A 15,603-nucleotide genomic window follows, 5' to 3' on the forward strand; every position below is an offset into this window, starting at 1 on the left:
AGATTGCTGCCGCCTCCTATCGATGTTATTCGTTTGTAAGCGAAACGTGTTTTAAGTTTTCACTTGTTGATGGGTGAGGGACATAGCCTGAAATAGAGCTAGAACCAGCTAATACAGGTCTAGAATGAACCAGAGGAACCATTGGTGCGTCTTCATGAATAAGTACTTGAGCTTCCTCATACAATGAAGCACGCTCATCTGGGTCAACTGTTCGTTTTGCCTCGTCTAATAGTGCATCGACTTCTTCATTGCTATAAAAGGTTTGGTTGCTTCCTGGAATACCATCTGTATGAAGGATCGTTCCTAAGAAGTAATCTGCATCACCATTTACCCCGGACCAGCCAAGCATAAAGACATCATGGTAGCCAAGCTCAATTTCTTCTAAATACACGGCCCACTCTTTTTCAACAATGTTTGCCGTGATCCCTAACTCACTTAATTCAGCTTGAATGAGTTCTGCAGCACGCATTGGATTTGGCATATACGGTCGAGGAACTGGCATTGTCCAAAGATCAAATTCAAACCCGTCTTCAAGACCCGCTTCCGCTAATAATTCTTGTGCTAAATCCAAATCATACTCATAGTCTTCTATCTCATCATTATGACCTAGGTAATCTTCTGGAATCGCATTCACTGCTGTAGTCGCTTGTCCACCATACACAGCGGTAATTAAGTCTTCTTTATTAATCGCATGATTAAACGCTTGTCGAACAAGCGGATCATCAAATGGCTCTACTTCGGTGTTAAAGCCGAGATAACCGACATTGTTCGGCACACGCTCAAACACTTCGTATCCATCTGCACCTTCAATTTGAGAAATATCATCCGGCGAAAGACCATCCATGATGTCAATGTCGCCTGACAAAAGTGAAGAAAGTCGAGCCGAGTTATCACCAATAACTGAGAACGTCACACCATTTAAATGAGGGAGCCCCTCTTCCCAATAATTTTCATTTTTTTCAAGAACGATACTAGAATCACGTTGCCAGCTTACAAATTCAAAAGGACCGGTGCCAACTGGGTTCTCATCAATATTCGCTCCATGTTCTTCTAACGCCGCTGGAGAAATAATTCCAAAATAACTAGCCGCAACATTTTGTAAAAAGGCTCCGAGTGGTTCATTAAGAACGAACTCAACTTCGTAATCATTTATGACGTTAATCTCGTCAATAACATGTTCATCACCTAGTCCAAATAATGTACCGTAGACACTGTATGTATAGCCGTCTTCTTTAAACGCATATTCGTGATTTTCATCAGCCCAACGTTCAAAGTTAAGCTTTACAGCGTCAGCATTAAACGGCGTTCCATCATGAAACGTTACGCCTTCTCTTAAGGTGAATACGTAGTTTAGGCCATCTTCACTTGGCTCCCAGCTTGTCGCAAGTCCTTCTGTTAGTTCAAACGAATCTTCATCAAACTCAATTAACGTTTCATAGATTTGTTTCGTTACGCGCGACGATTCACCATCTGTCACTGCACCTGGATCAAGACCTTGTGAGTCGCCTCCACGTGCAAAAATTAATGTGCCTCCGTCAGCCTGTTCTGTTCCATTTCCATTATCATTGGTATCCGAATTCCCATCACTTGATGTGTCTTCATCTCCTCCACATGCTGCTAACAGTAGTAGCCCTAAGCAAGACACTGAAATTAAATTCATCTTCGTTTTTTTCATTGAATACGCTCCTCTTTTGTTGAATCGTTAAATAAATGACATGCGACATGATGATCTGTAGCTACCTCTCTCCATGCCGGAATATCTGATTTACATACATCCATTACGTAAGGACATCTTGTGTGAAATGTACACCCACTTGGTGGATTCGAAGGACTCGGTACATCTCCCTTTAAAATCATTCGGTCAGATTTCTGATCAGGATCAGGAATTGGCACAGACGATAACAATGCTTTTGTATAAGGATGCATAGGCGTTTCGTATAGCGCATCACTGGATGCGAGTTCAACCATTTTACCTAAATACATTACTCCGACTCTGTCGCTTATATGTTTTACAACGCTTAAATCATGGGCAATAAATACATACGTTAATTTAAATTCGTCTTTTAAGGATTCCATAAGGTTAAGGATTTGCGATTGTACAGAAACATCTAGTGCCGATACCGGTTCATCACATATAATCAGCTTTGGGTGAACCGAAAGTGCTCGCGCAATGCCAATTCGCTGGCGCTGTCCGCCGCTGAATTGATGTGGGTAACGATTGGCGTGCTCCTTACGCAAGCCCACTTTTTCCAGCAATTCTTCCACTCTTTTTTTTCGTTCTGCTTTATTTCCAATACCGTGTATTAACATTGGTTCACCGATGATTTTCCCAACTTTATGGCGTGGGTTTAGCGATGCATACGGATCTTGAAAAATAATTTGCATGTCTCTTCTGATTTTTCGAACTTTTTCTCCGGAGAGTTCTAGAATATTTTCCCCATTAAAACGCACTTTTCCTGAAGTCGGTTCGATTAAACGCAGAATCGATTTTCCTGTTGTGGATTTTCCGCAACCAGACTCCCCAACAATCCCGACAATTTCTCCTTCCTTTACTGAAAACGATACGCCATCAACGGCTTTCACTTCACCTACTTTTTTAGACAAAGCACCGCCTTTAATATCAAAATACGTCTTTAAATCTTCTACTTCGAGTAATGGTTTAACCGACACTTTCTTGTTCCTCCTTGTATAGCAAACAGCGACAAGCGCGGCCCTCTTCTAGATCGAGTAAGGCTGGATCTTCGAAGAAACAAGCGTCAAAAGCAAATTCACAGCGGTCAGCAAATCGACACCCTTGCGTAACAGAACCCGGCTGTGGCACGGTTCCTGGAATGGAATAAAGCGTCTGCTGTTTTTCTGCCATATTAGGTAACGATCGTATTAACCCCTTTGTGTACGGATGCTTAGGATCTTTCAAAATCATACGAGCCGTACCTTCCTCAACGACTTGTCCAGCGTACATGACGACAACACGATGACAAATATCTGCAACTACTCCTAAATCATGAGTAATAAAAAGAATAGCTGTTCCTTTTTTCTCATTTAACTCTCTCATTAAATCCAAGATCTGCGCTTGAATGGTAACATCAAGAGCTGTAGTAGGTTCGTCCGCAATTAATACTTCCGGATCACAGGACATGGCCATCGCTATCATAATCCGTTGTCGCATCCCACCCGATAATTGATGGGGGTAATTATTTACAATTTCTCTTGGCCGAGGAATTCCCACCATATCGACTAAACCAATCGCTTTTTCCAACGCTTCTTTTTTTGACATAGTATGATGATTTCGAATCGCTTCAACAAGCTGATTTCCAATTGTAAATAAAGGATTTAATGAAGTCATCGGTTCCTGAAAAATCATTGAAATCTCTTTTCCTCGTACTTGCTTCATTCGTTTATTCGAGGCTTTCACAAGATTTTCACCGTTAAATAAGATTTCACCCTTACTTATTTTCCCAGGTGGACTCGGAATAAGCCGCATAATGGATAACGATGTTACGCTTTTCCCACACCCGGATTCGCCTACAATCCCTACAACCTCTCCCTTATTTAGATGAATACTGACACCATCTACAGCGGGTACTGATTTTCTACCAGATTGGAAAGTCGTTTGTAAATTTTTTATCTGAAGAACAGGATTATCCATTTCGTCCCCCCTTTTATGTAAAATTAAGAAAGCTTATGTATAACGATACAAAAAATCAAATCACAACACAATCATTATTTAATTTTTTTAATGATTTCATGTATTGAGAAATATTCATAGCTTCTTCTATAGTTCTCTAAACAAAACCATTTTCCCTTTAAATTTGTAAGATTATTTTTAATCATTTTTCAATACACTTCAAGAGCTTTCAATTCAAGTCCAGATCTCAGCGTACAATCACGACACACTGCTTTTATAATTTGAGTAGGTTTGTCCAAAAACGGTCACCTTTAATCCAAAAATGACATGATCAATTCAAATTATATTCATCATTTATCGCGCGGATGGAAGCTTTCATCACAGGCACAAGCGCTAATGAGTAAGACATAAGAGAAAAATAAGGTTTACATTCACCTTTAGAGCCGAGCGCCAATTTTCGTAGATGTTCATGAGCACTGCACCGAGTTGTGTCAATTAAGCTTCGTATCTCTTCATTCTGGTATATTTTAGTGGTGTAAAAACAGTGTATCGCATCGGGCTAGTCATAGGCATTCTTTACAAAATTATATGGACTCTATCAACTTTCACAAAAAAAACAAAAACACGCCATAAGGCGCGCTTCTGTTTGAACAGTTTATTCTTCCGACGTTTCTGGTTCAGATTCTTCACTTGATTCTTCTTCCGTTTCATCTTCTAGCTCAAAATCTTCAATTTCACCAAATTCATCATCGATCGTTACATTCTCAAACTCTAGGACAGGTAAGACACTTTCACCTGTATCATTGACCGTTGCTTCAATTTCATCCCCAGGTTGAATGAAGACCGCAGCTGCATTACCCGTAATATCAAACTCTAATACACGACTCTCACCATCAAGCAGGACTTGAATGTAGCGGGCATTGGACGCTTGACTAACACGATAGACCGTTCCTTGCATTTCTAGTTCTTCTAAAAGATTTGTTGGAATATAATCATCCGTGCCTAAATCATTTGCTAGCATCTGACGATAGTGATGGAACGCTTCCTCTCTCGACGTTCCTGTTGCTACGCTCGACGTCTCTGCATGGACCATCGCAATTTCTCTCATCAATCCGCTTTGGTCCACAACAGGTACTACCCATGTGTAGTTGTCATAAATGGAATATAAAACAGGTTGTGTACCTTCCCATTGTTCACGCTGGAACGAGCGATTCACTGCATCTCTAGCACCTCTGGCGTTAGTCATTCCAGAGGTTCCTGCATAATAAGTTGCATCACCGGTTTGAGCATTAACCATAGTAAAACCAACCATGGCATTACTCTCCTGATTCGGCCTCATATGATCAATCATCCAATACATATTACCATCTGGTCCAATAACACCAATCATTTCTTCTTCACTTGTTGGTTGATGCACACCTTCTTTTGCAAAAATTGAGTTTAGAAGACCGTTACTATATGTACCAAACCAATAAGCATAGTCAAGTGCGAGTGAGTAATGAATCGCATTATCTATAAATTCAGGTTGCTCACCCAAATCATACTGCTCCATTTCACCAGATACCGGATCAACTAAAATCACTCCATCGGCTTTTGGCGCACTTCGATAATGATCATAATATGCGTACGAATAGGCGTAGTACGGATTTCCTTCATCATCTGGTTCAAACGAATAATCAATTAAAATGACGTCGCCATAAACACTTCGTATGTGGCGCTCTAAATTGTCTCCTAAAAATGCACTTGGCACATACGTCATTTCATAGTCATCCACAAGTACAGCTTCCGCATTTGGATTTTCTGCACTGACCATTACATAACCAGGTGCACTATCGGCTCTAATCCATCTCCAAACACTTGAATATTCAATTGGCGAAACCCAAAAAAGTTCTCCATCGATTCGCTGAATGGCTGACTCTCCTAATTCATAGAACGAGTAGTTTTCAATGTTTCCAAAAACAATTTCAGATTTATACCGTGCATATGAATGTGGAACCGATCGAACACTTTCTTCCGTAACTGAATCAATCGAATCGGTTGACACTTCAATTTCACCTAGGTTCGCTAAATCTTGTGTAATCGTAAGTGGATACACGACATTCATAATAATCAAGCCAATAAATAGCGCAATTCCAATACCAGCTTGCGCCATAGGAATGTTTGCTTTTTTTAACTTCTGTACTTTTTTCTTTTTTGTCGCTGTTGACAGTCCTTTTGTTGCTTGAAAAAAGCCTGAAACAATTAGATTGATCGCTATGATAAATCCGAACGTATTTAAAAATCCAGTTAACGAACGATCCACAAGAAAAATATAAATAATAATAAAACTAAGTACAAGCCCAATCCCATATCGAAGAACTTGGCTTATTAACCATTGTTTTGGCATCTGTTTTAGTCCACGAATCCATTCTCGTGGGTTTAAATTCAAGCAAGACAGCGCCATAATTAAAATCCAAAAAAACATCAACTCTCCCCTTCCTACTCAAGTATACTACGAAAGCTTTTTAATTTGGTTTCAAAAACGTGCAATTTTAGGTTAGATATGAGAGAAATAAGGAAATACCTAATAAGAGAACATAGTGAGGTGTAAAAAATGAAACGTGCGATGATTATCATTAATCCAAGTTCAGGAAAAGAAGACGCCCTTTCCTACACGGAACAAGCGGCAAAATTATTAAAAGAACACGATTATACGGTAGAAGTACGGGAAACAAAAAAAGAGTTTGACGCAACAACCTATTGTATGGAGGCATGTGAAGAGAAGTACGACCTCGTTGTTTCTGCTGGCGGAGACGGTACACTACATGAAACGATAAATGGGTTTATGTCGAGTACTCATAAACCTAAGCTTGCTGTTATACCATTAGGAACCGTAAATGATTTTGCTCGAGCACTCAACATCCCTCTCCAACCTGAAAAAGCGATTCAAAGCTTACAATCGAGCACAACACGGAAGGCTGATTTAGGAAAAGTAAATGACCAATTATTTGTCAACGTCGTTGCAGCAGGCCGTTTAGCATCTTCTTTATCAGAAGTGCCGTCCAAAGAGAAATCAAAATTAGGATTTTTTGCATATGTGAAAGAAGGATTCAAAACGATTACAAGCGATGCGGCTAGCACAATACACATTCAGTACGACGATCAATCATGGGAAGGAAGCGCCCTTCTATTTATAGCTGCATTAACGAATTCGGTTGGTGGCTTTGAACAACTTGCCCCTTCAGCAGAAATTGACGATGGCTACTTACACTGTTTTATTATTCAAGATACAAATTTAGTGAATACGGCTGCAGTAGGCACCTCTCTTTTAACGGGGAATCTAGAGAATAGCAAGCATGTTCATGCGTTCAAAGCGAAACACCTTTCTATATCAGCAGAAGACCCACTTAGTACAAACATTGATGGAGAAACGGGCATTACTTTACCTGTTACAATAGACATATTGCCTAGTTTTATAGAAGTCTTAGTACCAGAAACAACATAAAAACAGGAGCCGTTTTAGCGGTTCCTGTTTTTATGTTCATATCCAGTTGCTTATGTATGTGACAGTATTGCTAGAGTCCACTAACTAATTGCCAAATAAGAAAAATGACTGCTGCAACGGCCGCTAAACTAAATACAATACGTAAAATTGCCTTAGTAACGCCCGCTAATATCGCAAACACCACGATTGCTATAATAATCCAAATAACTGTATCCACATTCCATCATCCTTTCTCTTAGAAAACTAGTGATTCCGACTTTCCTCCAGTGATTTAATGCACTTTCTACAAAAACTAACAAAACCTTCGCGTTTTTTCAGAAAATTAGTAATGAATTTCTCGGTTTGATATGTCATACTAACAAGTAAGAACAAGAGGAAAGGAGCCATTTGCATGTACGCAGTTACCCGTATTGTTGATGGTCATACGCAATCATTAAAAAATACTTCCACACCTTTTGATAAACTATTCTCCTCTTATGAACATGCAGATCTTTTTGCTTCAAAACTCAACTCTAATACATTTCCGGAAATGCATTGGCACGTAAATAAAGTCTATCGTTCTTAATAATCCTCGTCGTTTGACGAGTTTTTTATTGTATTCCCAAACTCCTTCTTTTAAAAACCTACCTATGCATAAAAGATGATTCCTATGAAACAATATGGTATGGTAGAAATTGCGTTTAATTTAGAAGGAGGACTTACAAACATGAAGAAACTGCAACTTTTCGCAATTCCTCTAGCAGCTGTAACGGTTTTAAGCGCTTGTGGAAGCGATAACAATGATGGTGAATCATCTGGTTCAATCGAAATCGGTTATAACTTGTATGCTGAAGCCATTGCATTCTCTCACGTGTGGGAACAATTACTGGAAGAACAGGGGTACGATGTTGAATTAGCTTCCGTTGAGAAAGCATTTTTATTTACTGGTACAGAACAAGGGGATTTTGATATTGGTTTCAATGCATGGCTACCTTTTACAGATCAAAATTATATTGATGAAGAAACCGAAGATATTGATGTGCAAGAAGATGGTGTTCTGTATGAGGGTGCGACTTTAGGACTTGCTGTTCCTACATATATGGAAGACGTGAACTCAATAGAGGACTTACCCGATGCATATGATGACGTAAATGGTGAAATTATGGGGATTGATCCAGGTTCTGCTTTAATGAGCGTGACGGAAGATGACGTCATTCCTCACTATGGCTTGGAAGACTTTACTCTTGCAGCATCTTCTGAACAAGCAATGGTTGCTGAACTTGAAAGTGCCTATCAAAATGAAGAGCCTATTGTCGTTACACTTTGGAGCCCCCACTGGACTCTAGGTGAGTACGACATGAAGTTTCTTGACGATCCAGACGGTATCTATGGTGAGCCAGACGATATTTACTACATTGCACGAGATGGCTTAGCCGATGATCATGCTGAAATCATTACGTGGTTAAATAATGCCCAGTTCGATGATGACAATCTTGGCGAACTTCTTCAGTTACAATCAGAACTTGATGATGATGTGGAAGCCGCTAGACAATGGATTGAAGACAATCGCGAGCTTGTTGACAGCTGGTTAGAAAATTAATCGATATACCAAGGCCACTTGCCTTGGTATTTTTTTTCACTAAATCATGAATGGTTTTTGACTAATAACAAATCTTATTTATAACGAGTTCATTTTTAACAAGATGAGACAATCTTTTACAGGAAGTTTTTGTCTTGACACACTCGTTTGTTTTGTCTAAGATTAAAAAATCCTTTTCGGATAAATTTAATAGGGTAAGGTGATGAAGTGGCTACTGTTGCGCAACAAGAAGAAACAAAACCTTTAAATCCACCACAACGTCTTTTAGTGATCATTGGTATACTTGTTTCTGTTATTTTAACGGTCTTTTTAGCGATTACTCAACATATTGTTCAACCCTTGTTAGCCGTGATCGGCATAGGGCTTGGCTTCACATTATTTCATGCACGTTTTGGCTTTACGTCGGCGTTCAGAAGATTAGCATCTGTCGGGAATGGACAATCCCTTCGCGCACATATGCTGATGCTTGCGGTCGCTTGCTTGCTTTTTGCACCAATACTTGCGGTTGGGACTACGTTCTTTGGCGCAGATGCCAATGGCTATGTATCTCCTGTAGGTGTTAGTTTACTCGTAGGTGCGTTCATATTTGGTATCGGTATGCAGCTTGGAGGCGGCTGTGCGTCTGGCACACTTTATGCTGTAGGTGGCGGTCGTTCCGTCATGTTTATTACGTTGCTATTTTTTATTATTGGTTCCACCATTGGCGCCGCTCACTTTAATTTTTGGATGGAAGATATGCCCTCCGCAGAACCTTTTTCATTAGCCACATCAACAGGACTTGGCTATGGCGGTGCACTGGTTGTGTCCCTTCTTATCTTTGCGGTTATTGCTTGGATTACAATTCTAATTGAAAAGAAAAAGAACCCGCCCAAAATGGCTGCAGTCCCTTCAGCAATTGGTTGGAAACGTATTTTTAGAGGCTCATGGCCTTTATTTACAGCAGCAATTGTCCTAGCCGTACTGAATGCGTTAACGTTACTCACCCGTGGAACACCATGGGGCGTCACGTCAGCATTTACGTTATGGGGTTCAAAAGCAGCAGAAGCGATTGGCTTTGATGTAGAAAGCTGGGGTTACTGGCAAGGAAGCACGGAAGCCTTGCAGGCATCTATTTTTGCAGATACAACAACGGTTTTAAACTTTGGCGTTATTTTAGGAGCGTTTATTGCATCCGCCGCTGGTGGATTGTTTACTCTTACTAAAATTACAGCCAAAAACGCTGCGGCCTCTGTGATCGGAGGATTATTAATGGGGTATGGCGCACGACTTGCTTTTGGTTGCAACGTTGGGGCTTACTTTGGTGGTATAGCATCGTTTAGTGCACATGGCTACATATGGGGCGTTATGGCAATTGCTGGGACGTTTCTAGCTCTTAAGCTTCGACCCATGTTCGGACTATCCGTCCCCAAACCGCGGGACAGTTTCTGTTAGCAAACATCAAGCAGTAGACATTCGTCTACTGCTTCTTTTTATTAAGAATAAGTAAGTCTTGATAAGTTGTATACGTTGTTCGTCCACACCAGTTTCCAAGCTTTACTTCTTTGATTTGTAAATTGGTTTCATTTATTAATCCTTCCATTTGGGGGTAATCATACCCTACCGCCGCATTCGGATACGTTTCATTTTCAATAAACGCTTCTCCTACTCGGAACGGAAACTGAATGGTGCTCTTACCAGCTTGAATACAATCTTTTGCTTCTTTATTGACAATAAACATTGTAAATAAACAGGTACCATCCTCTTTTAGAACGCGATCAATTTCACTTAAATAATGTGCAATCTCCTCTTCCATTAAATGCGTGAAAATTGATGTTAAAAAAACAAAATCAAATGACTGGTCCGGATATGGAAACGTAAAGCTTGTTGACGTTAAGGTGCCATTTGGATTGTACAAGTGATTGTAAATGTCGACATGATCAAATTGAAAGTTCGTATGCGTTGCAGCAATATTGTTTTTTGCCCATTCCACTCCTTCTTTCGATATATCAAACCCTTTATACGACCCTTTGTCTGATAAGTAAGTCGAAAGCGGTAGCGCCATCCTTCCAACCCCGCTTCCAACGTCTAAAACATGATCATTTGGTTTTAAATGACCATATTGTTGAAAAAGCTGTAAAAACTCTTTTCCAACACTTTCAAAATTGCCACCGACAAATTGCTGCAAATGCTCTGGCGGTAGTTGACTACTCATTGCATTTCCCCTCTCTTCTTACGATTTGTCGTAAAAAGTCGACAAAAATTGACAGACTTCTTCAAATGCGGTTGTCTTTCTGCTTAAGAGCAGGTACTCTTATTTCGATAGGTTGGATAAAGGTGGACGCTGGGATGAAATCAAAAAGAAAAATTATTGCTTTATTTGTTGTCGTTAGTCTTATTTGGGTGATTGGAACTGACTACTTATTACTAAGATGGGAACCTGAATTATATTCCTTTTATCAAAAAATAAAAGGCATCGTATTTATCATTGCGACAAGTGTGTTTATCTATTTTTTATTGAACAAATCAGAAAAAATTAATATTTTAACCGAAGAAAAAGAAAAAGTAGAAACCCTCATAAACTCGATTCCAGACTTTATTACGTTTAAAGATGGTGACGGCCGCTGGATTCAATCAAATCAATTTGCTCTTCAGCTCTACCAACTGCATCACATTGATTATGTGGGCAAAACCAATAGTCAATTAGCTGAAGAACAGCCTTTTTATGAAGACGAACTTCTTTGTGCTAATGAATCAGATGAACGAACGTGGACACGGGGACATACTACAAGAAGTGAAGAGACAATCCCTCTCCAAAACGGAAAAACAAAAGTGTTTGATACGATTAAAACACCTCTATTTACAGAAGCGGGTGATCGGAAAGCCCTGATTGTTGTAGGACGAGACATAACAGAGCGCATTTCCGCTAAACAAAAATTAGCAGAAAGCGAATTACGTTATAAAGCATTGTTTGAACATAGTCCCGAACTTGTCTATATGATTGACCTTTCTGGAAAAATCACAAATTTGAACCAACATTTTAAGCATGTCACTGGTTATAACGAGGACGAAGGAATTGGCAAGTCATTAATTGATTTTGTTGATGAAAAAGATCATGTTCGTCTTAAATTAAAATTTCACCGTGTTTTAACGAATCGTGAAGTCGTTCAGTGTAATGAAATTAAAATTAAGCATCGAACAGGAAAAAAAGTAATTGTAAATTGCGCCTCTGTCCCTATTATCATTAACGATGAACTCGTAGGCATTACAGGGTATGCTAATAATATTACCCCAATTATTGAAGCAGAAGAGAAACTACGAACCACAGAAAAACTTGCGGTGGTTGGTGAGCTCGCAGCCGGTATTGCACATGAAATCCGCAATCCACTTACATCACTACGAGGGTTTGTCCAACTGTTTCAATCTCAAAGTAAGGAAGAAAATCCAATTCATCGAATCATGCTTGATGAATTAGAACGGATCAATATGATCGCAAGCGAGCTACTCGTTCTTTCACGTCCACAGGAGATTATTTTTACACAAACAGATGTCTCACAAGTGTTATCTGATGTTGTACAACTCCTTTCTTCTGAAGCGAAAGCACATGGTGCAACCCTCCATTTTAAGGAGCAATCATCACCAATGTATGTGTACGGAGATAAAAATCAGCTTAAACAGTTATTTATTAACGTCATTAAAAATGCTACAGAAGCGAGTGCCTGTCAAATCACTGCCTCCATCGATCTTGACGAAACCAATCAAGCGATTATCATAAACATTGCAGACGATGGTCATGGAATGACAGAAGAACGAGTCGAGCGCTTAGGAGAGCCTTTCTTTTCTCAAAAAGAAAAAGGGACTGGGTTAGGATTAACTGTTAGTCATAAAATTGTTGAACAGCATAAAGGTACGATTCATTATGATAGTGCATTAGGAAAAGGTACGTTTGTACACGTTACCTTTCCTATATACGAAGAGCACCAGGGGCATTAGCCCTAGGTGCTTCTTTCACATACGCCAGTCTTTTCTGTAAATGCCTCTTATTCCTACAACGATAAAGAAACTAACAAGAACGATGGTGGCAAGAATGGGTTTTATCGAGAAATCGGTTTTAAGTATAATGTCTTCAACTAGAACGATTAGGCCTGCTGGTGTCCACATCGCTCCCTCCCCAAGTAGAATGGGGAAAAACGTCACGAAAAAGGCACTTAAAATACTTACAACGCTCACTACAGCGGCACTCTTTACAAAAGTTCCAATCATTAGTGTTCCAGTCACTATAAACGTTAACCATAAACTATACAGCATCAAGGTAAGTCCCAATGTTGAATAAGAAATCGGATCAAATAAAAGGAAAATGTAATAGTTCGCTGTAATAAATCCTACAACAAAACTTTTATTAACCAACATGATGGCGACTAACCATTTTGATAGCCAATAGGACCATAGGGGTATTGGTTTAACGAAAACAAGCATTGCTTCACCTGATTTTCGCTCATAGGCAAACACCCCCATTATGGATAACACAACAGCTATCATGCCTATTTGAGAGAATTGATTGAGCGTATCCATCAAAACTTGCTCTCCAGTTAAAGTAGGAAATGATAGGTTTGCTCCTTCTGGCAAACCTCCAAGTAATGATAACAACTCTTCCATATAGTAGTACGTTAGAGGTTGCATCGCACCTAGGATAATAAATAAAGCCGGTAGCCATAACAACTTATAGTGACGCCATGCCTCTAATCCTTCCTTGGCCACTAATGTCCACAAACTGTTCATCCTCTCACCGCTTCCCCAAATACATCAACCAACGTTTTTTTCCGCTTACGAATTGCTTGGAACTTATAGTGACCGTCTGTTAGGAGCGTTAGCACAGCTAAATCAGCACGTTCATTTTCATTCTTCGGTATTATTTCAAGAACATTCAAATTTTTATGGACAATCCACTGTGGATAACACTGGGCAATTCGTTTACTTAACTGCTCGTGGTCAACTGTTTCAATTTCTAAAATAGACTCATTCTGATTAGTGAACGATGTTATGGTCTCGGCACTGATCAACTCGCCTTTATGCATCAGCACATACGCATCACTAATTTGTTCAGCGTCGTGAAGTATATGGGTTGAGTAGAGGATAGATCGACCTTTTTTCAGTTGTAAAAGAAGTTCCATTACCTCTGTCCTTCCAATTGGGTCTAGTGCTGATACAGGCTCATCTAGCAATAAAATGCCTGGGTCTCCAATCAATGCTTGGGCAATCCCTAATCGTTGTTTCATCCCTCCAGAATACGTTTCAATCCGTTGTCTGTCATTTGCGTTTAAACGAACAATCTGTAACAATGTCAAAGCCTTTTCATAAGCTTGTTTTTTTGTAAAACCAAATAATCTTCCAATATAAGTTAAATACTCAAGTCCAGTCATCCAAAGGGGAAAAGCAGGAAATTGCGGAAGAAAGCCAATCGTAGAACGAATATCTTTCTCCAGATATCCGCTAAATTGAACGCTTCCCGATGAGGGTTGTAAATTCCCAGCGATTAAATGGAGCAGCGTTGTCTTCCCAGCACCATTTTCCCCAATCAATGCCGTAATTTGATTTGTAGCAATTTGAAACGTTATGTCTTTAATTCTCCCCTCTTTGGTAAGGGCGTTAACTTCAATCGTCACGTTTTTTCTCCCTCCCAAATAAAAAATATAGAATCGGACCAAATAAATTAATAAACGCAATGACGAGCGCCCAAATCCATTTTGGACCTCTCGTGTGTGCACGGCGATACAAATCAATAAAAGCCACGATCATTAGCAATACTTGAACAAGGATAAGCGGTAAAAACAATTGGATGATTTCAATGACTTCATTCATGTCTTGTACCCCCTCGTTGTTTGAATTTAGACTTTAACCAATAGGTCCAAATAAAATAGGTGACCAACGGCATTGGAAAGTGTGTCACACCCCAGATCCCCCAAAACCATTTCCATTGTCCACGTTGTCGACTTTTAAAAAATAAATAGATGCTTTGTGATAAAAGGACGATCCCAAGGATGATCCATGCCCAGATCGGTATTTCTGACAATTGCTCAATGTCGTTGTTCATGTTTTTCCCTCCAACCGCCTATGATTGCCAATACGCCGATAGCTGGAATTATTGCCAGCATCGCGATATTGATGCTTAAAAAGACAATCGGCACGTTGGCCAGTAAAAAGACCATCCCGTTTACTAATAAAAGCGTTACAACGATGAATAGAAAGGCTTCTCGTCGCTGCTTTCGTTTCGTTTCTTTAACAAGATGCAGCATCTCAGCCATTGATGGTTCCTTATAAGCAATTCGGTTTAGTTGATCTAGACCGTCTTTAAATCGTTTATTCTCTTGGCTCATTTCCTGATAACTCCTTTCTCACGAGTTCGAGACCACTATTTACTCTCGACTTCGCTGTACCAACACGGATTTGACAAATTTGACTAATCTCTTCGTAACTATAGCCATAATAATGTTTTAAAAGTAGTGGAATCCGCTTCTTTTCATCTAATTTTGCTAAGACTTGTTGCACATCCATCCAGTCGTCATTTGCTTCTTGCTTCATGGACCATTGCAACTTTTGCATTTGCACATATTGGTCTTCATGCTTTTTCTTTCGTTTTTTATCTAAAAATAGATTTGTAGCAATTTGAAACAGCCACGTTGAAAACTTCGCCTTTTTTCTATTGTAACTTTGGATGCCTACAATGGCTTTTGTCATCGTATCCTGAGTTAAGTCTTGGGCATACTCAGGATTAAGCGTGATTTTCACTAAAAACCGATAGACGCTTTCATAATGAGTCTTCAATAATAAGGCCAAAGCGTCATCATCACCCTTTTGCGCTTTCTTGATCGTGCTCTCTTGTGATTCTTCCATGACACCACCCCTACAAGTTGTACATCTGTTATACGTTTGAACGAC

At 39.7% G+C, this 15,603-nt stretch carries 17 protein-coding genes; 5 read left to right on the forward strand and 12 right to left on the reverse strand.

What is annotated here, in order from left to right; all coding sequences use genetic code 11:
- Positions 1-25: 25 nt before the first annotated feature.
- The 4 genes from ACE1TH_RS18450 to ACE1TH_RS18465 form a co-directional block, all read right to left on the reverse strand.
- Complete coding sequence (locus tag ACE1TH_RS18450) at positions 26-1,675, reverse strand: ABC transporter substrate-binding protein (RefSeq protein WP_375079706.1); 1,650 nt, start codon at positions 1,673-1,675, stop codon at positions 26-28.
- On the reverse strand, positions 1,672-2,670 hold the full coding sequence (locus tag ACE1TH_RS18455; RefSeq protein WP_099305073.1) for an ABC transporter ATP-binding protein: 999 nt from the start codon (positions 2,668-2,670) through the stop codon (positions 1,672-1,674). The genes ACE1TH_RS18450 and ACE1TH_RS18455 overlap by 4 nt, the downstream gene beginning before the upstream one ends.
- The gene (locus ACE1TH_RS18460; RefSeq protein WP_255224931.1) at positions 2,660-3,649 is read right to left on the reverse strand and encodes an ABC transporter ATP-binding protein; all 990 of its coding nucleotides are present in this window, start codon (positions 3,647-3,649) and stop codon (positions 2,660-2,662) included. Before ACE1TH_RS18460 ends, ACE1TH_RS18455 begins: the two co-directional genes overlap by 11 nt.
- 634 nt (positions 3,650-4,283) lie before the next feature.
- Positions 4,284-6,092, reverse strand: coding sequence for a hypothetical protein (locus ACE1TH_RS18465; RefSeq protein ID WP_099305079.1), 1,809 nt, complete (start codon positions 6,090-6,092; stop codon positions 4,284-4,286).
- A 129-nt stretch (positions 6,093-6,221) separates the two neighbouring features.
- Between ACE1TH_RS18465 and ACE1TH_RS18470 the strand changes: the two genes are divergently transcribed.
- On the forward strand, positions 6,222-7,112 hold the full coding sequence (locus ACE1TH_RS18470) for a diacylglycerol/lipid kinase family protein (protein ID WP_099305081.1): 891 nt from the start codon (positions 6,222-6,224) through the stop codon (positions 7,110-7,112).
- Between the two features lie 70 nt (positions 7,113-7,182).
- Here the strand turns inward: ACE1TH_RS18470 and ACE1TH_RS18475 are convergent, their stop codons facing one another.
- Positions 7,183-7,329 (reverse strand): hypothetical protein, encoded by a 147-nt coding sequence (locus ACE1TH_RS18475; protein ID WP_176554473.1) that lies wholly within the window; start codon positions 7,327-7,329, stop codon positions 7,183-7,185.
- A 174-nt stretch (positions 7,330-7,503) separates the two neighbouring features.
- Between ACE1TH_RS18475 and ACE1TH_RS18480 the strand changes: the two genes are divergently transcribed.
- The 3 genes from ACE1TH_RS18480 (at position 7,504) to ACE1TH_RS18490 (ending at position 10,122) form a co-directional block, all read left to right on the forward strand.
- A complete protein-coding gene (locus ACE1TH_RS18480) occupies positions 7,504-7,677 on the forward strand; it encodes a hypothetical protein (RefSeq protein ID WP_176554474.1) in 174 nt (57 codons plus the stop codon).
- A gap of 141 nt (positions 7,678-7,818) precedes the next feature.
- Positions 7,819-8,691, forward strand: a complete 873-nt coding sequence (locus tag ACE1TH_RS18485) for a glycine betaine ABC transporter substrate-binding protein (RefSeq protein ID WP_099305379.1) — start codon at positions 7,819-7,821, stop codon at positions 8,689-8,691.
- Between the two features lie 207 nt (positions 8,692-8,898).
- Positions 8,899-10,122 carry a YeeE/YedE family protein gene (locus ACE1TH_RS18490; protein WP_255224929.1) on the forward strand — a complete coding sequence of 408 codons (1,224 nt, stop codon included), beginning with the start codon at positions 8,899-8,901 and terminating at the stop codon, positions 10,120-10,122.
- A 25-nt stretch (positions 10,123-10,147) separates the two neighbouring features.
- Here ACE1TH_RS18490 and ACE1TH_RS18495 read toward each other — a convergent pair whose 3' ends face one another.
- Positions 10,148-10,882, reverse strand: coding sequence for a class I SAM-dependent methyltransferase (locus ACE1TH_RS18495; protein ID WP_255224928.1), 735 nt, complete (start codon positions 10,880-10,882; stop codon positions 10,148-10,150).
- A 134-nt stretch (positions 10,883-11,016) separates the two neighbouring features.
- Between ACE1TH_RS18495 and ACE1TH_RS18500 the strand changes: the two genes are divergently transcribed.
- Positions 11,017-12,660, forward strand: a complete 1,644-nt coding sequence (locus ACE1TH_RS18500; protein WP_099305086.1) for a PAS domain S-box protein — start codon at positions 11,017-11,019, stop codon at positions 12,658-12,660.
- A gap of 15 nt (positions 12,661-12,675) precedes the next feature.
- Here the strand turns inward: ACE1TH_RS18500 and ACE1TH_RS18505 are convergent, their stop codons facing one another.
- Genes ACE1TH_RS18505 through sigY form a run of 6 tightly spaced genes read right to left on the reverse strand, consistent with a single transcriptional unit; the run spans position 12,676 to position 15,558 of the window.
- Positions 12,676-13,446, reverse strand: a complete 771-nt coding sequence (locus ACE1TH_RS18505) for a hypothetical protein (protein WP_255224927.1) — start codon at positions 13,444-13,446, stop codon at positions 12,676-12,678.
- Positions 13,443-14,330 (reverse strand): ABC transporter ATP-binding protein, encoded by an 888-nt coding sequence (locus ACE1TH_RS18510; RefSeq protein ID WP_255224926.1) that lies wholly within the window; start codon positions 14,328-14,330, stop codon positions 13,443-13,445. Before ACE1TH_RS18510 ends, ACE1TH_RS18505 begins: the two co-directional genes overlap by 4 nt.
- Entirely contained in the window at positions 14,320-14,526 is a 207-nt protein-coding gene (locus tag ACE1TH_RS18515) for a PLD nuclease N-terminal domain-containing protein (protein ID WP_099305092.1), read from the reverse strand. The genes ACE1TH_RS18510 and ACE1TH_RS18515 overlap by 11 nt, the downstream gene beginning before the upstream one ends.
- On the reverse strand, positions 14,519-14,758 hold the full coding sequence (locus ACE1TH_RS18520; RefSeq protein ID WP_099305094.1) for a sigmaY antisigma factor component: 240 nt from the start codon (positions 14,756-14,758) through the stop codon (positions 14,519-14,521). Before ACE1TH_RS18520 ends, ACE1TH_RS18515 begins: the two co-directional genes overlap by 8 nt.
- Positions 14,742-15,041 carry a YxlC family protein gene (locus ACE1TH_RS18525; RefSeq protein WP_255224925.1) on the reverse strand — a complete coding sequence of 100 codons (300 nt, stop codon included), beginning with the start codon at positions 15,039-15,041 and terminating at the stop codon, positions 14,742-14,744. Before ACE1TH_RS18525 ends, ACE1TH_RS18520 begins: the two co-directional genes overlap by 17 nt.
- Positions 15,025-15,558 carry an RNA polymerase sigma factor SigY gene (gene sigY, locus ACE1TH_RS18530; RefSeq protein WP_099305098.1) on the reverse strand — a complete coding sequence of 178 codons (534 nt, stop codon included), beginning with the start codon at positions 15,556-15,558 and terminating at the stop codon, positions 15,025-15,027. The genes ACE1TH_RS18525 and sigY overlap by 17 nt, the downstream gene beginning before the upstream one ends.
- Positions 15,559-15,603 lie beyond the last annotated feature (45 nt).

Origin of the sequence: Shouchella sp. JSM 1781072 (genome assembly GCF_041949915.1) — a bacterium.
Lineage (GTDB): Bacteria > Bacillota > Bacilli > Bacillales > Bacillaceae_D > Shouchella.